This window comes from Erythrobacter westpacificensis (assembly GCF_039542285.1).
GTDB lineage: Bacteria > Pseudomonadota > Alphaproteobacteria > Sphingomonadales > Sphingomonadaceae > Alteraurantiacibacter > Alteraurantiacibacter westpacificensis.
Genome location: NZ_BAABHV010000009.1, coordinates 329,122 through 342,175 on the forward strand (window position 1 = coordinate 329,122; position 13,054 = coordinate 342,175).

The window sequence follows — 13,054 nt, forward strand, 5'->3', positions numbered from 1 at the left end:
AGCCTGAACCGCCCGGCGGCGATGCATCACGGTGCGCCGATCAAAGGCCGCGGATGCCATCGATATCGATGTCGGTCACCCGGCCGCGGCGGATGTCGCAGCTGAAGCGGCCCTCATCCCAGCCATCGTTGCGATAGCCACGGCGGTAGTCGTTACGGCCCCACCCGCGACGGTCGCGATAGCGGTAGTCGTCGCGCACGGCGATCCGACCTTCGACTTCGTAGCCACGACGTTCGCGGTCGACATCGCGGATTTCGTAGACTTCGGCGCGGCTGCCGGTGCGTCGCTGGGCATAGCGTTCGACTTCGCGGACACACTGTTCGACGGCGTAGCGCCCGTTGTCGTAGCCACCGCGATAGCTGCCACGGTAATCGCGGCGATCGTAGCGATAATCGCGGTCGTAACGGTCGTTGTTGCGCGAAGACAGGATGGCGGCGAGGCCACCCAGGACAACAGCACCGGCAATCACTTCACCGGCGGAAATGCCGCCACGATCGCGATCGCGATAGCGATGGTCGTCCGCCATGGCGGGAGACGCCGAGGCCACTGCCATCGCGCCAGCCGCGACTGTTCCGAGCGTGCCCTTGGCGAGAGCTTTGGTAATGGACTTCATGGGTCTCTCCTTCTCGTGCCGATGACGGGATTGCCATCGTTGAGACAGGTTCTACCCGAGTCGCAGTGAGGTCTCGCTGAACTCGCGCGTTAGCGGATGTTCAGGAAAGCCAAGACTTACCTGAACACTCTACTCCGTCGGCTCCAGACCCGTCCAGTAGGCAAGAAAAGCCGCGATATCAGAGGCTTCCGCAATGGCCTTGTCGGTCGGCTTGCCCGATCCGTGGCCCGCACGCGTCTCGATCCGGATGATTTGCGGGCGTTCTCCAAGGTCCTCCGCCTGCAAGGCTGCGGTGTACTTGAAAGAATGTCCCGGAACCACGCGGTCGTCGGTATCGGCGGTCGTCACCAGCAAGGCGGGATAGTCCGTATCGGGCTGGATGTTGTGCAGCGGGGAATAGGCGCGCAGGATGCGCCAGTCCTCTTCCCGGTCGGGATAGCCGTAATCGTCCACCCAATAGCGTCCCGCGGTCCACTGGTCGAAGCGCAGCATGTCCATCACGCCAACGGCTGCATTGCCCGCGGCAAACAGGTCCGGACGCTGGTTGGCGACCGCGCCGACCAGCAGGCCGCCGTTGGAACCGCCCTGGATGGCAAGGCCATCCTCCGGCGTGACGCCTTCGGAAATCAGGAATTCGCCCGCCGCGATGAAATCGTCGAACACGTTCTGCTTGTTCGCGCGGCGTCCGGCATCGTGCCATGCCTTGCCGTACTCGCCGCCGCCGCGAATGTTGGCGAGCGCGAAGGCACCGCCGGCCTCCACCCATGCAAGGCGACTGGTGGAGAAGGACGGCGTGAGCGAGACGTCGAAGCCGCCGTAGCCGTAAAGCAGCGTGGGCACGGCTTCGCCGCTCGCGGCCACTTCGGCGCTGCGCATGATGAACATGGGCACGCGCGTGCCGTCCTTGCTCTCGTAAAAGCGCTGTTCGACCACGAAATCGTCGGGATCGAACGTCAGTTCGGCCTCGGCGAAGACCGTGCTGTCACCGGTCACCACATCATACCGGTAGATCGTGGCCGGACGATTGAAGCTCGAGAAGCTGTAGAACATTTCCGGACTGTCCGGATCGCCGTAGAAGCCGCTGGCGCTGCCGATCCCGGCAAAGTCCATCTCGCGCACGAGTTCCCCGTCCAGCGAATAGACGTAGGCTGCGCTGGAGGCGTCTTCGAGGTATTCGAGCACGAGGTGGCCGCCCACCAGCGACGCATCGGCGATGGGCTGTTCGCGCTCTGCGACGACCTCGGTCCAGCCAGCTTCGGGTGCGTCCATGTCGATGGAAACCACGCGATAAAGCGGCGCGCCCTGGTTGGTGGTGAAGAACAGGCGCGAGCCAACGGAATCGATCAGGCTCCAACTGTTCTCGAAGCCTGGTACGAGCACGCGCGTATCCCATCCCGCGGCGAGGTCGATCACGTTCACTTCGTACCGGGAATCGGTGCCGGTGGAGGACGTGACGATAGCCCAGCGGCCGTCGCTGGTGGTCTGCGCGGTGTGGTTGCGTTCGGGATGGTCGGGCGTGGAGAAAACCAGCTTGTCGGCTGCCTGATCGCTGCCGAGCGCGTGGTAATAGACCGCCTGGTCCATGTTTAGCGCCTGGAAGTCCTCGCCTTCCTCCGGCTCGGGGAAGCGGGAGTAGAGGAAGCCGTCGTTGCCCACCCACGAAAGCGAAGTGAACTTGGCCCAGCGGATCTCGCCGCCGATCTGCTCCCCGGTCGCAACGTCCATCACCCGCAGGATACGCCAGTCGGTGCCGCCGTCCTGCACGGAGTAGAGCAGCTTGGAGCCATCGGGCGATGGCACCCAGCCTGCGAGCGCGGTGGCACCATCGTCGGCCCATTCGTTCGGGTCGATCAGCAGGCGGGGCTCTGCATCCAGGCTATCGCGCACGTAGAGCGGCGACTGGTTCTGCAGGCCGGAATTGCCGGTGTAGAAATAGCGCCCACCGCGCTCGACGGGCACGGAGAAGCGCTCGTAATCGTAAAGCTCGCCGATGCGCTGCGTGAACCAGTCACGCGCGGGCAGTGCATCGAGATATGCATCGGTCACGGCGTTCTGCCGTTCCACCCAGTCGGCAACCTCCTCTCTATTGCGAACGTCCTCCTCAAGCCAGCGGTAGGGATCGGCAATTTCCTCGCCGAAGAATGTCTCGGAAACGTCGCCCTGGCGGGTTTCGGGATAGTCTGGTGCAGTCATGTCCTGGGCGATAGCGGGTGTTGCAGAAGCGGCAAGCAGCGTTGCTGCGAGGATGTGGAAACGCATGAATTCTCCGCGGGATAAGCAGTTGGTTGACGATGTAACCATCGCCCCAGTGAATGCAAGGCGGTCCTTTGGACTACTCCGGCAAGAAGGCCATCCGCGCAAAACAGAAGGGCCGCCGGATTGCTCCGACGGCCCCTCACTTGTTCGGTTACGATGCGCTTATGCGTCTTCGTATTCGTCCTCGGTCATCACCGGGCCGCTGTCCTGGCCCTTGGCATCTTCGTCACGGTCGACGAGTTCGATGTAGGCGATGGCAGCGGCGTCAGACGCACGATAGCCAGCCTTGATGATGCGGGTGTAGCCGCCGTTGCGGTCGGCGTAACGCTCGGCCAGCACTTCGAACAGCTTCTTTTCCTGCGCTTCATCCATCAGGCGGCTGTGCGCCAGGCGACGGTTGGAAAGGCCGCCACGCTTTGCGAGCGTGATCAGCTTTTCGACATAGGGACGCAGTTCCTTGGCCTTTGCCGTGGTGGTGAGGATCTGCTCGTGCTTGATCAGCGCGGCAGCCATGTTGCGGAACATGGCGGTGCGGTGCTGGCTCTTGCGGCTGAGCTTACGGCCGGAAATACCGTGACGCATTGTTACTTACTCCAGTTCGAAAAGGGCCCGTTTGACGGAAAGCCCAGTGCAGGCCGGAAAACGGGGTCCGGCCCAAGCCCCCTAAGTGGCAATTAGCCGAGCAGTTCCTGCTCCAGCTTCTTGGCCATTTCCTCAATGTTCTCGGGCGGCCAGCCCGGGATGTCCATGCCGAGACGCAGACCCATCGAGGAAAGGACTTCCTTGATCTCGTTGAGCGACTTGCGGCCGAAATTCGGCGTACGGAGCATCTCGGCCTCGGTCTTCTGGACCAGGTCGCCGATGTAGATGATGTTATCGTTCTTCAGGCAATTGGCCGAACGCACCGACAGTTCCAGCTCGTCCACCTTCTTGAGGAGGTAGCGGTTGAGCTGGTTGGTGTCGCTTTCCTGCGGCTCTGCGGCAACGCCGATCATGGCGCTGGAAGGCTGCGGGATGCCATCCTCGAAGTGGACGAACAGGGTCAGCTGGTCCTGCAGGATGCGCGCCGCGTAGGCGATGGCATCTTCAGGGGTTACGGTGCCGTCGGTCTCGATGGTCAGCGACAGCTTGTCGAAGTCCAGTTCCTGCCCGACGCGAGCGTTCTCGACCTTGTAGCTCACCTGCTTGATCGGCGAATACAGGCTGTCGACCGGGATCAGGCCGATCGGCGCGTCAGCGGGACGGTTCTGCACGGCGGGCGAGTAGCCCTTGCCCGTGTCGGCGGTCAGCTCCATGTTGAGCGTGGCGCCTTCATCGAGATGGCACAGCACCAGGTCCTTGTTGAGCACTTCGATATCGCCGGAAACGGCAATGTCGCCGGCTTTCACTTCGCCGGGGCCGGTAGCGGAAAGCTGCAGGCGCTTGGGGCCTTCGCCTTCCATCTTCAGCGCGATCTGCTTCACGTTGAGGACAATGTCGGTAACGTCTTCACGCACACCGGCGAGAGACGAGAATTCGTGCAGCACGTTCTCGATCTTGATCGAGGTGATGGCGGCACCCTGAAGGCTGGCAAGCAGGACGCGGCGCAGGGCGTTGCCGAGCGTCAGGCCGTAGCCACGCTCGAGCGGTTCGGCCACGAAAGTAGCTTTGCGCTTCTTGTCGGAGCCTTCCTTGATCTCGAGGGTGTTGGGCTTCTTCAGTTCCTGCCAGTTCTTCGTATTGACGGACATGGACTTCCCCTAAAGGTATTTCGTGGCGCAAAGGCCGCGGAGCGCTGGAGCGCCGCGGCCGATGCGAGTGACTTGGTGCGGGAGCCCTGAACTACAAGGCCCCGCGGCAGGCTTCGATCAGACGCGGCGACGCTTGGACGGCCGCACGCCGTTGTGCGGGATCGGCGTCACGTCGCGGATGCTGGTGATGGTGAAGCCCACCGCCTGCAGCGCCCGCAGCGCGCTTTCACGACCCGAACCCGGACCCTTGATTTCCACCTCGAGCGTGCGGACGCCGTGTTCAGCGGCCTTCTTGCCCGCATCGTCCGCCGCAACCTGTGCTGCATAGGGCGTCGACTTGCGGCTGCCCTTGAAGCCCATCATGCCGGCGCTGGACCAGCTGATCGCATTGCCCTGCGCATCGGTGATGGTGATCATGGTGTTGTTGAAGCTGGCGTTGACGTGAGCAACACCGCTGGAAATGTTCTTCTTGTCACGGCGCCGAATACGGCCTGGTTCGCGTGCCATCTGTCTGTTCCTTTAAACCTGAGAAGGGAAAAGCGCGGAAATCCGCAGCTTACTTCTTCTTGCCGGCGATCGGCTTGGCCTTGCCCTTGCGGGTGCGGGCGTTGGTGTGAGTGCGCTGACCGCGAACGGGCAGGCCCTTGCGGTGACGCAGGCCACGATAGCAGGCGAGGTCCATCAGGCGCTTGATGTTCATCGCGGTGTCGCGACGCAGGTCGCCTTCCACGGTGTATTCGGCGTCGATGGTTTCACGGATCTGCAGGACTTCGGCGTCCGTCAGGTCCTGCACGCGGCGCGAATGATCGATGCCGAGCTTGTCGGCGATCTTCTTCGCAGTGGTGGGACCGATACCGTGAATGTAGGTGAGCGCGACGATAACGCGCTTGTTGGTGGGGATGTTTACCCCGGCAATACGAGCCACTTAAATCTCCATGCTCCACAGGGGATCATCGCTGCGGACGCCCCTATCTCATCGCTACAAAAACCTATCCGCCCGCCTCGAAAGCAAAAAACAGGAGGCTTGCCGGTGGCTGGCCGCCTGATGGTGACTATCGATACTAATGGACGAATAGAGGGCGCAGATAGGGTGATTCTGCCTGTTCGTCAACAGGCGAAAGGGCGCAAACGGAATCTTCCGCTGCGCTGCTGAAACCCCTCGGTTTCGATGAGGGCTGTATAACCCGTGTCTGCGGCCTAGTCAAAACCCCTCATCACTCGCCCTGCCCCGGTTCTTCCACAGCTCCGCCGAGGCGGTCGACCAATGCAGTCAGAAATTCGGTCTGGACCGAATCCACCACCGGCGCGAACTGCGCTGCCGGAAAGCGCGCCTCGCCGCCGGTCACGTAATCCCAGCTGATGCGCGTGCCTGCGCCTGCATCCTCGACTGTGACGGTGAGCGTTCCGGTCAACCCTTCCGCCTGGAGCGGCCCTAGCGATCCGGACATCCGCAGCGTGCTTCCCGCCATGACCGTGATGACGCGCATGTGTTCGACCGAACCCTCCCCCCAGCCATCGGCGGCAGGCAGGGTCTCGCAGAAACAGCCGCCAGCGCGGGGATCGAGGGAAAGGTTTGCCGAATCGTTCGACCAGGTGTGGCTCCACCAGTCCTCCGGGTGGATCAGCGCTTCCCAGACCGCCTGGCGATCCGCGGCGACGACGGCGCTGTCGTGCGTGGCAAATCCACCCGTGGACGATTCGACGACTTCGGCAGAAGCGGGCGCGGCCAGCAGGCCGAGAACCAGTGCTGTAGCTAAATTCCGCAAGAGTCCCTCCATCCTTTGACGGAAGGATAGCGCGCAGGTCAGGCGGTGGCCAAGACCTTCTCGATGGCGGTCGTTACCTCGTCGATCGAGGCCATGCCGTCCACCCGCTGCACGATGCCGCGTTGCTCGTAGTAGGGAAGGATCGGCGCGGTCTTGGCGCGATATTCTTTCATGCGCGTGCGCACGGTTTCCGCATTGTCGTCCGGGCGGCGCTTGAATTCGGTGGAACCGCACTTGTCACACACGCCCTCGACTTCGGGCTGCTTGTGGCGATCGTGATAGCCCTCACCGCAATTCGCACAGGTGTAGCGGCCCTCGACGCGGTCGACCAAGGCCTCCTCGTCGACCACCAGTTCGATCACGTGTGCAAGCTTGCGGCCATGCTTGGCGAGCAGTTCGTCCAGCGCGACAGCCTGAGCCTCGGTGCGGGGATAGCCGTCGAAGATCGCGCCGACATCCTCGCCCATCGCGGCCAGTTCGGCATCGATCAGCGCAGACACGATATCGTCGGACACCAGTTCCCCGCGATCCATCACCGCCTTGGCCTCGACCCCGACCGGGGTCTGCGCCTTTACGGCGGCGCGCAGCATGTCACCGGTGGAAAGCTGCTTCATGCCGTGATGTTCGACCAGCAGGTTTGCCTGGGTGCCCTTGCCTGCGCCCGGAGGGCCGAGAAGGATGATATTCATGAAACGCGATTCCCCCGAGTGAAGAGAAGTCGGACGCTAGACTAGCGCATCCGCCCCTTCAACTTCGCCTTCTTGATGAGGTCGCCGTACTGGTGAGCCAGCAGGTGCGACTGGATCTGGCTGATGGTGTCGACGGTCACGTTGACGACGATCAGCAGGCTGGTGCCGCCAAGGAACAGCGGCAGGCCGGTCTGCGCGATACCCCATTCGGGGATGATGCAGACAGCGGTGAGATAGATTGCACCGACCACGGTGATGCGCGTGAGCACATAGTCGAGGTAGTCGGCGGTGCGCTTGCCCGGACGGATGCCGGGGATAAAGCCGCCGTTCTTCTTCAGGTTCTCCGCCGTATCTTCCGGGTTGAAGACAACGGCGGTGTAGAAGAAGCAGAAGAACATGATGCCGAGGCCATAGAGCAGCATGTAGAGCGGCTGCCCGTGCGCCAGGTACTGGTTCAGCGTCACGATCGTGCTGCCCCAGGCGCTGTCGGTGTCGACCGAGTTGCCTGCAAATTGCGTAATCGTGAGCGGCAGCAGCAGCAGCGAGCTGGCGAAGATCGGCGGAATGACGCCTGCGGTGTTGAGCTTCAGCGGCAGGTGCGAACGGTCCGCCTGCATCCCGCCGCGCTGGGTAGCGCGCTTGGGATACTGGATCAGCAGACGACGCTGGGCCCGCTCGAAGAAGCAGATGACGAGGATCAGCACGACGACCATCACGATAAGCCCGCCGATCAGCACGCCGCTGATGGAGCCGGTACGACCGCCCTCGAAGAGATTGGCGGTAAAGGTCGGGAACTGGGCGACGATGCCCGCCATGATGATGAGCGACACGCCGTTGCCGATGCCGCGCGCGGTGATCTGCTCACCCAGCCACAGCAGGAACATGGTCCCGCCAACCAGGTTGATGACGGCCACGACCTTGAACATGATGCCGGGATCGACGACGGCCTGCAGACCGCTGGATGCGCCGTAGGCTTCGAGGCCGCTGGCGAGGAACCAGCCCTGGATCGCGCACAGGAAGACCGTGCCGTAACGGGTATACTGGTTCAGCTTCTTGCGCCCGGCTTCGCCCTCCTTCTTCAACGCCATCAGGCTGGGGTGCAGCGAGGCTGCCAGCTGGATGACGATGGAGGCGGTGATATAGGGCATCACGCCCAGCGCGATCAGGCTCATACGCTCCAGCGAACCGCCGGAGAACATGTTGAACATGTCGAGGATGCCACCGCGCGTCTGGTCGTACAGCGTTCCCAGGATGAGCGGGTTCACGCCAGGCAGCGGCACGAAGCTGAGGAAACGGAAAACGATGAGCGCACCGATGGTGAACCAGATGCGCTGCTTGAGTTCGGTGGCCTTGCTGAAGTTGGAAAAACTCAGCGAGCTTGCGAGATTATCGGCGCGGGATGCCATGAGAAATATCTAAATCCTGGTATTGGGCGCCGGACCCTCCCGGCTCAGGAAGGCTAGATAGGGGTGCGCGGGCCCGATGTCGAACCCGCGCATCCCTTTATCCGATTATTCGGCGTCCTTGCCGGAAGCCTTGTCGGTCTTCTTGGGTGCGGTCTGCTCTACCGAACCGCCAGCCTTTTCCACGGCTTCGACGGCGGCCTTGGAGGCACCGGCAACCTTGAAGGTCAGCTTCGCGGTGAGTTCACCCTTCGCCAGCAGGCGCACGCCGTCCTTGCCGCCACGAGCCACACCAGCAGCCTTGAGCGCTTCGTGGTCGATGGTGTTCTTGGCGTCGAGCTTCTTGGCATCGACCAGCTTCTGGACCTGGCCCAGGTTCACTTCGGCATAGTCCTTGCCGAACGGATTGTTGAAGCCGCGCTTCGGCAGGCGCATGTGAAGGGGCATCTGGCCGCCTTCAAAGCCCTTGATGGCAACGCCCGAACGGCTCTTCTGGCCCTTCTGGCCACGGCCACCGGTCTTGCCCTTGCCCGAGCCGATGCCACGGCCCACGCGGATGCGACCCTTGCGGGCGCCTTCGTTGTCACGGATGTCGTTCAGTTTCATAGTCTGCACTCGCTTTCGCTGTCTTCGCGCTTAAATGGAAGCGGCCCGCTACGCGAGCGGGCCACGACCGTCAAATTGTTTCGCGGGTCGCAAAGGGCCTCAGCCCTCCACGATCTCCACCATGTGCGGCACCTTCGCGATGGCGCCGCGCACTTCCGGGGTGTCCTTCAGTTCGACAACCTTGTGCATCTTGTTCAGCCCGAGGCCGATCAGGATCTTGCGCTGGCTTTCGGGACGACGGATCGGCGAACCGATCTGCTTGATCTTGATGGTAGCCATCTTGAATTACTCCGTGATCGCTTCGGCTTCGGCCTGGGCCTCGGCTTCGCTCACCTGGCCACCGCGACCCAGCAGGTCGGCAACCTTCTTGCCACGACGCTGGGCAACCGACTTCGGCGAAGACTGGTTCACCAGCGCGTCGAAGGTGGCGCGGATCATGTTGTAGGGGTTGGACGTGCCAATCGACTTGGTCACCACGTCGGCAACGCCAAGGCTTTCAAACACCGCACGCATCGGGCCACCGGCGATGATGCCCGTACCAGCCGGAGCCGAACGCACGTTCACCTTGCCAGCACCGAAGTGACCACGACCGTCGTGATGGAGGGTGCGACCTTCCTTCAGCGGAACGCGGATCATCTTCTTCTTGGCAGCGGCGGTTGCCTTGTTGATGGCTTCCGGCACTTCGCGGGCTTTGCCGTGGCCGAAGCCCACGCGGCCCTTGCCGTCACCCACCACGACGAGCGCGGCGAAACCGAAGCGCTTGCCGCCCTTCACCACCTTGGCGACGCGGTTGATGTGGACGAGCTTTTCGATCAGCTCCTCGCCATCGTCGTCGCCACGGTTGCCACGGCGATCGTCACGGCCACCGCGACCGCGGCCACGGCCGCCGCCACGATTATCGTCACGGTTGCCGCCACGGCCACCACGCTGGCGCGGACGACCTTCGTCGGCGTGCGCCGGCGACTGGTTGTCGGCCGCTTCGGTGCTTGCGGTCGTCGGAGTCGGGGTCGAACCTTCGATGTTCTGCTCGACCTGCGCTTCGGCGCCGGTTTCTTCGTTCTTGTTTTCGTCAGCCATCATCAGAACTCCAGCCCGCCTTCACGAGCGGCATCAGCCAGCGCCTTGACGCGGCCATGGAACAGGAACCCGCCGCGATCGAACACGACAGTCGTCACGCCAGCCTTCTTGGCGGCGGCGGCGATATCGCTGCCGACCTTCTTGGCAGCATCGACATTGGCGCCCGAGCCCTTGCCACCCAGCGTGCTGGCGGCGGCAACGGTACGGCCGTCCTTGTCATCGATGATCTGCGCATAGATGTGCTGGCCGGTGCGGTGCACCGACAGGCGCGGCTTGTCGCCGGAACGCTTGCGAAGCGCGGTGCGCACACGGCGGCGGCGACGTTCAAAGAGAGAAAGCTTTGCCATCTTACTTCTTCTTCCCTTCCTTGCGGAAGATATACTCACCGCGATACTTCACGCCCTTGCCCTTGTAGGGCTCCGGCTTGCGCCATTCGCGGATCTCGGCAGCGAACTGACCGACCTTCTGCTTGTCGATGCCCGAAATCTCGACCGTGGTCTGGTCGGGCGTCTTCACTTCGACACCTTCCGGAACATCCAGATCGACGTCGTGGCTGAACCCGAGCTGGAGCTTGAGCTTCTTGCCCTGGGCCTGTGCACGGTAGCCGACGCCGGTGATTTCCAGCACCTTGGTGAACCCTTCGGTCACACCGTCGACGAGATTCTGCACGAGGGTGCGCTGCATACCCCAGAACTGACGCGCCTTCTGCGTCTTGTTCGCGGGCTGCACCGAGATTTCCCCGCCTTCGATCTTGTAATCGATCAGGTCGATCGTCGACATGGAGAGCTCACCCTTGGGGCCCTTCACGGTCAGCGTGCCGTTCTCGATCTTGGCAGTCACCCCGCTGGGGAGCGCTACCGGACGTTTGCCAATGCGGCTCATCAGAACACCTCCGCCAGCACTTCGCCGCCGACGTTCTCGATGCGCGCTTCGTTATCCGAAAGCACACCCTTGGGCGTCGAGACGATGGTGATGCCAAGGCCGTTGCGCACTGCCGGCAGATCCTTGCTGCCCGAGTAGATGCGGCGACCCGGCTTGGAGACACGGGCGACGTGCTTGATCGCAGGTTCGCCCTCGAAATACTTCAGTTCGATCCGCAGTGCGGGGTGCTTGCCGCTGCTGTCTTCGCTGTAGCCACGGATGTAGCCTTCGCGCTGCAGCACTTCGAGCACGTTCGCACGCAGCTTGGAAGCGGGCGACAGGACGGAGTCCTTCTTCGCCTGCTGGCCGTTGCGGATACGGGTGAGCATATCACCCAGGGGATCGGTCATAGCCATCTATCGTTTCCTCACCAGCTCGACTTGGTCACGCCCGGAATCAGACCCTTGTTGGCCAGGTTCCGGAGTTCGATGCGGTTAAGCCCGAACTTGCGGTAGTAGCCGCGCGGGCGGCCGGTGGTGGTGCAGCGGTTGCGCACACGAGTGGGGTTCGCATTACGCGGCAGCTCAGCCATCTTCAGGCGGGCCATGAGGCGCTCGGTATCGTCGAGCGACTCATCGTCGGCAATTGCCTTCAGCTTCGCGTACTTTTCCGCGTACTTCTTGACGAGCTGCTTGCGCTTCTCGTTCTTGTTGATGGAACTCAGTTTCGCCATTGGACTTAAGCTCTCTCTTGCTTCTTCAGTTCAAGGGAACGGCTCACGCCGCTTCCTTCTCTTCGGCACTTTCGGCCGGGAACGGGAAACCGAACAGGCGCAGCAGTTCGCGCGCTTCTTCGTCGGTCTTGGCGGAGGTGGTGACGATGATGTCCATGCCGCGCACCTTTTCGATCTTGTCGTAGCTGATCTCCGGGAAGATGATCTGCTCCTTGATGCCCATGGCATAGTTGCCATTGCCATCGAAGCTCTTCGGATTCAGGCCACGGAAGTCGCGGATGCGGGGCATTGCGATCGTCACCAGGCGGTCGAGAAATTCGTACATGCGATCACGACGCAGGTTCACCTTGCAGCCGATGGGCATGCCGTCGCGCAGCTTGAACTGTGCGATCGACTTCTTGGCCTTGGTGATCACCGGCTTCTGACCAGCGATGCGTTCCATTTCCTCGGCAGCGGTCTGGACCTTCTTCTTGTCCTGGCTCGCTTCGCCCACGCCCATGTTGAGCGTGATCTTTTCCAGACGAGGAACCTCCATGTGGTTCTTGTAACCGAACTTCTCGGTCATCGCTTTCGCGATCTCGTCCTGGTACTTCTTCTTCAGGCGGGGTGTGTAATCAGCCATCGATGGTCTCCCCGGACTTGACGGCGACGCGCACCTTCTTGCCGTCCTTTTCCTCGAAACGGACGCGGGTGGGCTTGCCATCCTTGGGATCTGCAACGGCAACCTTGGCGATTGCCATCGGGGCAGGCATGCGATCGATGCCGCCCTGCGGATTAGCCTGCGAAGGCTTGCGGTGACGGGTCATCACGTTGACGCCCTCGACGACGATCTTGCCTTCCTTCGGCATGACCTTCTGGACAGTGCCGGTCTGGCCCTTGTCCTTGCCCGAGAGCACGACGACCGTGTCGCCCTTCTTGATCTTAGCGGATGCCATCAGAGCACCTCCGGAGCGAGCGAGATGATCTTCATGAAACCCTTGCCGCGCAGTTCGCGCACGACCGGGCCGAAGATACGGGTGCCAAGCGGCTCCTCGTTCTTGTTCACGAGCACCGCGGCGTTGCTGTCGAAGCGGATCACGGTGCCATCGGGACGACGAACGTCCTTCTTGGTACGCACGATAACCGCACGGTGCACATCGCCCTTCTTCACGCGGGCACGCGGCTGGGCTTCCTTCACGGAAACCACGATCACATCGCCGACAGACGCGGTACGACGCTTAGACCCGCCCAGCACCTTGATGCACTGGACGCGCTTTGCGCCGCTGTTGTCCGCGACGTCGAGATTGGATTGCATCTGGATCATCGATCCGGTTCCTTCTC

Annotated in this window: 19 protein-coding genes; all 19 read right to left on the minus strand. The window is 62.3% G+C overall.

The annotated features are described in order from the left end of the window. Positions 1-40: 40 nt before the first annotated feature. The 19 genes from ABFX23_RS06250 to rplN all read right to left on the minus strand — a co-directional run bounded on the left by ABFX23_RS06250 (position 41) and on the right by rplN (position 13,037). Positions 41-613, minus strand: coding sequence for a hypothetical protein (locus tag ABFX23_RS06250; RefSeq protein ID WP_346032242.1), 573 nt, complete (start codon positions 611-613; stop codon positions 41-43). Between the two features lie 129 nt (positions 614-742). Continuing rightward, entirely contained in the window at positions 743-2,806 is a 2,064-nt protein-coding gene (locus tag ABFX23_RS06255) for a prolyl oligopeptidase family serine peptidase (protein WP_346032243.1), read from the minus strand. A gap of 225 nt (positions 2,807-3,031) precedes the next feature. Next, positions 3,032-3,451, minus strand: coding sequence for a 50S ribosomal protein L17 (gene rplQ, locus ABFX23_RS06260; protein WP_120078154.1), 420 nt, complete (start codon positions 3,449-3,451; stop codon positions 3,032-3,034). Positions 3,452-3,543: 92 nt separating this feature from the next. Further along, the gene (locus tag ABFX23_RS06265; protein WP_120078153.1) at positions 3,544-4,599 is read right to left on the minus strand and encodes a DNA-directed RNA polymerase subunit alpha; all 1,056 of its coding nucleotides are present in this window, start codon (positions 4,597-4,599) and stop codon (positions 3,544-3,546) included. Positions 4,600-4,716: 117 nt separating this feature from the next. Next, a complete protein-coding gene (gene rpsK / locus ABFX23_RS06270; RefSeq protein ID WP_047003266.1) occupies positions 4,717-5,106 on the minus strand; it encodes a 30S ribosomal protein S11 in 390 nt (129 codons plus the stop codon). A gap of 49 nt (positions 5,107-5,155) precedes the next feature. Next, positions 5,156-5,524: a 30S ribosomal protein S13 gene (rpsM, locus tag ABFX23_RS06275; protein WP_346032244.1), complete on the minus strand. Its 369-nt coding sequence runs from the start codon at positions 5,522-5,524 to the stop codon at positions 5,156-5,158. Positions 5,525-5,813: 289 nt separating this feature from the next. Next, positions 5,814-6,365, minus strand: coding sequence for an SRPBCC family protein (locus ABFX23_RS06280; protein ID WP_346032245.1), 552 nt, complete (start codon positions 6,363-6,365; stop codon positions 5,814-5,816). A gap of 38 nt (positions 6,366-6,403) precedes the next feature. Beyond that, positions 6,404-7,054: an adenylate kinase gene (locus ABFX23_RS06285; protein WP_346032246.1), complete on the minus strand. Its 651-nt coding sequence runs from the start codon at positions 7,052-7,054 to the stop codon at positions 6,404-6,406. 41 nt (positions 7,055-7,095) lie between these two features. Further along, positions 7,096-8,460, minus strand: a complete 1,365-nt coding sequence (gene secY, locus ABFX23_RS06290) for a preprotein translocase subunit SecY (protein ID WP_346032247.1) — start codon at positions 8,458-8,460, stop codon at positions 7,096-7,098. Between the two features lie 105 nt (positions 8,461-8,565). Further along, a complete protein-coding gene (rplO, locus tag ABFX23_RS06295) occupies positions 8,566-9,063 on the minus strand; it encodes a 50S ribosomal protein L15 (RefSeq protein ID WP_346032248.1) in 498 nt (165 codons plus the stop codon). A gap of 99 nt (positions 9,064-9,162) precedes the next feature. Continuing rightward, complete coding sequence (gene rpmD, locus ABFX23_RS06300) at positions 9,163-9,342, minus strand: 50S ribosomal protein L30 (RefSeq protein WP_119584472.1); 180 nt, start codon at positions 9,340-9,342, stop codon at positions 9,163-9,165. A gap of 6 nt (positions 9,343-9,348) precedes the next feature. Beyond that, on the minus strand, positions 9,349-10,140 hold the full coding sequence (rpsE, locus tag ABFX23_RS06305; protein WP_346032249.1) for a 30S ribosomal protein S5: 792 nt from the start codon (positions 10,138-10,140) through the stop codon (positions 9,349-9,351). A 2-nt stretch (positions 10,141-10,142) separates the two neighbouring features. Then, positions 10,143-10,487, minus strand: coding sequence for a 50S ribosomal protein L18 (gene rplR, locus ABFX23_RS06310; RefSeq protein WP_120078147.1), 345 nt, complete (start codon positions 10,485-10,487; stop codon positions 10,143-10,145). 1 nt (position 10,488) lies between these two features. After that, a complete protein-coding gene (rplF, locus tag ABFX23_RS06315) occupies positions 10,489-11,022 on the minus strand; it encodes a 50S ribosomal protein L6 (RefSeq protein ID WP_346032250.1) in 534 nt (177 codons plus the stop codon). Next, a complete protein-coding gene (gene rpsH, locus ABFX23_RS06320; protein ID WP_346032251.1) occupies positions 11,022-11,417 on the minus strand; it encodes a 30S ribosomal protein S8 in 396 nt (131 codons plus the stop codon). The genes rplF and rpsH overlap by 1 nt, the downstream gene beginning before the upstream one ends. Positions 11,418-11,428: 11 nt before the next feature. Continuing rightward, positions 11,429-11,734: a 30S ribosomal protein S14 gene (gene rpsN, locus ABFX23_RS06325; protein ID WP_119584483.1), complete on the minus strand. Its 306-nt coding sequence runs from the start codon at positions 11,732-11,734 to the stop codon at positions 11,429-11,431. Between the two features lie 43 nt (positions 11,735-11,777). Continuing rightward, entirely contained in the window at positions 11,778-12,356 is a 579-nt protein-coding gene (gene rplE / locus ABFX23_RS06330) for a 50S ribosomal protein L5 (RefSeq protein WP_120078143.1), read from the minus strand. Continuing rightward, positions 12,349-12,669 carry a 50S ribosomal protein L24 gene (gene rplX / locus ABFX23_RS06335; protein ID WP_346032252.1) on the minus strand — a complete coding sequence of 107 codons (321 nt, stop codon included), beginning with the start codon at positions 12,667-12,669 and terminating at the stop codon, positions 12,349-12,351. Before rplX ends, rplE begins: the two co-directional genes overlap by 8 nt. Further along, on the minus strand, positions 12,669-13,037 hold the full coding sequence (rplN, locus tag ABFX23_RS06340) for a 50S ribosomal protein L14 (RefSeq protein WP_120078141.1): 369 nt from the start codon (positions 13,035-13,037) through the stop codon (positions 12,669-12,671). The genes rplX and rplN overlap by 1 nt, the downstream gene beginning before the upstream one ends. Between the last annotated feature and the right edge of the window lie 17 nt (positions 13,038-13,054).

Excerpts from the sequence above, each read along its gene's own strand:
- rpmD (WP_119584472.1), bottom strand. The coding sequence starts at position 9,342 with ATGGCTACCATCAAGATCAAGCAGATCGGTTCGCCGATCCGTCGTCCC.
- ABFX23_RS06250 (WP_346032242.1), bottom strand. The coding sequence starts at position 613 with ATGAAGTCCATTACCAAAGCTCTCGCCAAGGGCACGCTCGGAACAGTC.
- rplX (WP_346032252.1), bottom strand. The coding sequence starts at position 12,669 with ATGGCATCCGCTAAGATCAAGAAGGGCGACACGGTCGTCGTGCTCTCG.
- ABFX23_RS06285 (WP_346032246.1), bottom strand. The coding sequence starts at position 7,054 with ATGAATATCATCCTTCTCGGCCCTCCGGGCGCAGGCAAGGGCACCCAG.
- ABFX23_RS06255 (WP_346032243.1), bottom strand. The coding sequence starts at position 2,806 with ATGACTGCACCAGACTATCCCGAAACCCGCCAGGGCGACGTTTCCGAG.
- rplQ (WP_120078154.1), bottom strand. The coding sequence starts at position 3,451 with ATGCGTCACGGTATTTCCGGCCGTAAGCTCAGCCGCAAGAGCCAGCAC.
- rplR (WP_120078147.1), bottom strand. The coding sequence starts at position 10,487 with ATGGCAAAGCTTTCTCTCTTTGAACGTCGCCGCCGCCGTGTGCGCACC.
- secY (WP_346032247.1), bottom strand. The coding sequence starts at position 8,460 with ATGGCATCCCGCGCCGATAATCTCGCAAGCTCGCTGAGTTTTTCCAAC.
- rplO (WP_346032248.1), bottom strand. The coding sequence starts at position 9,063 with ATGAAACTGAACGACATCCGTGACAACGAAGGCGCCCGCAAGGGTCGC.
- rplN (WP_120078141.1), bottom strand. The coding sequence starts at position 13,037 with ATGATCCAGATGCAATCCAATCTCGACGTCGCGGACAACAGCGGCGCA.
- rplE (WP_120078143.1), bottom strand. The coding sequence starts at position 12,356 with ATGGCTGATTACACACCCCGCCTGAAGAAGAAGTACCAGGACGAGATC.
- rplF (WP_346032250.1), bottom strand. The coding sequence starts at position 11,022 with ATGAGCCGCATTGGCAAACGTCCGGTAGCGCTCCCCAGCGGGGTGACT.
- rpsN (WP_119584483.1), bottom strand. The coding sequence starts at position 11,734 with ATGGCGAAACTGAGTTCCATCAACAAGAACGAGAAGCGCAAGCAGCTC.
- rpsH (WP_346032251.1), bottom strand. The coding sequence starts at position 11,417 with ATGGCTATGACCGATCCCCTGGGTGATATGCTCACCCGTATCCGCAAC.
- rpsE (WP_346032249.1), bottom strand. The coding sequence starts at position 10,140 with ATGGCTGACGAAAACAAGAACGAAGAAACCGGCGCCGAAGCGCAGGTC.
- rpsK (WP_047003266.1), bottom strand. The coding sequence starts at position 5,106 with ATGGCACGCGAACCAGGCCGTATTCGGCGCCGTGACAAGAAGAACATT.
- ABFX23_RS06265 (WP_120078153.1), bottom strand. The coding sequence starts at position 4,599 with ATGTCCGTCAATACGAAGAACTGGCAGGAACTGAAGAAGCCCAACACC.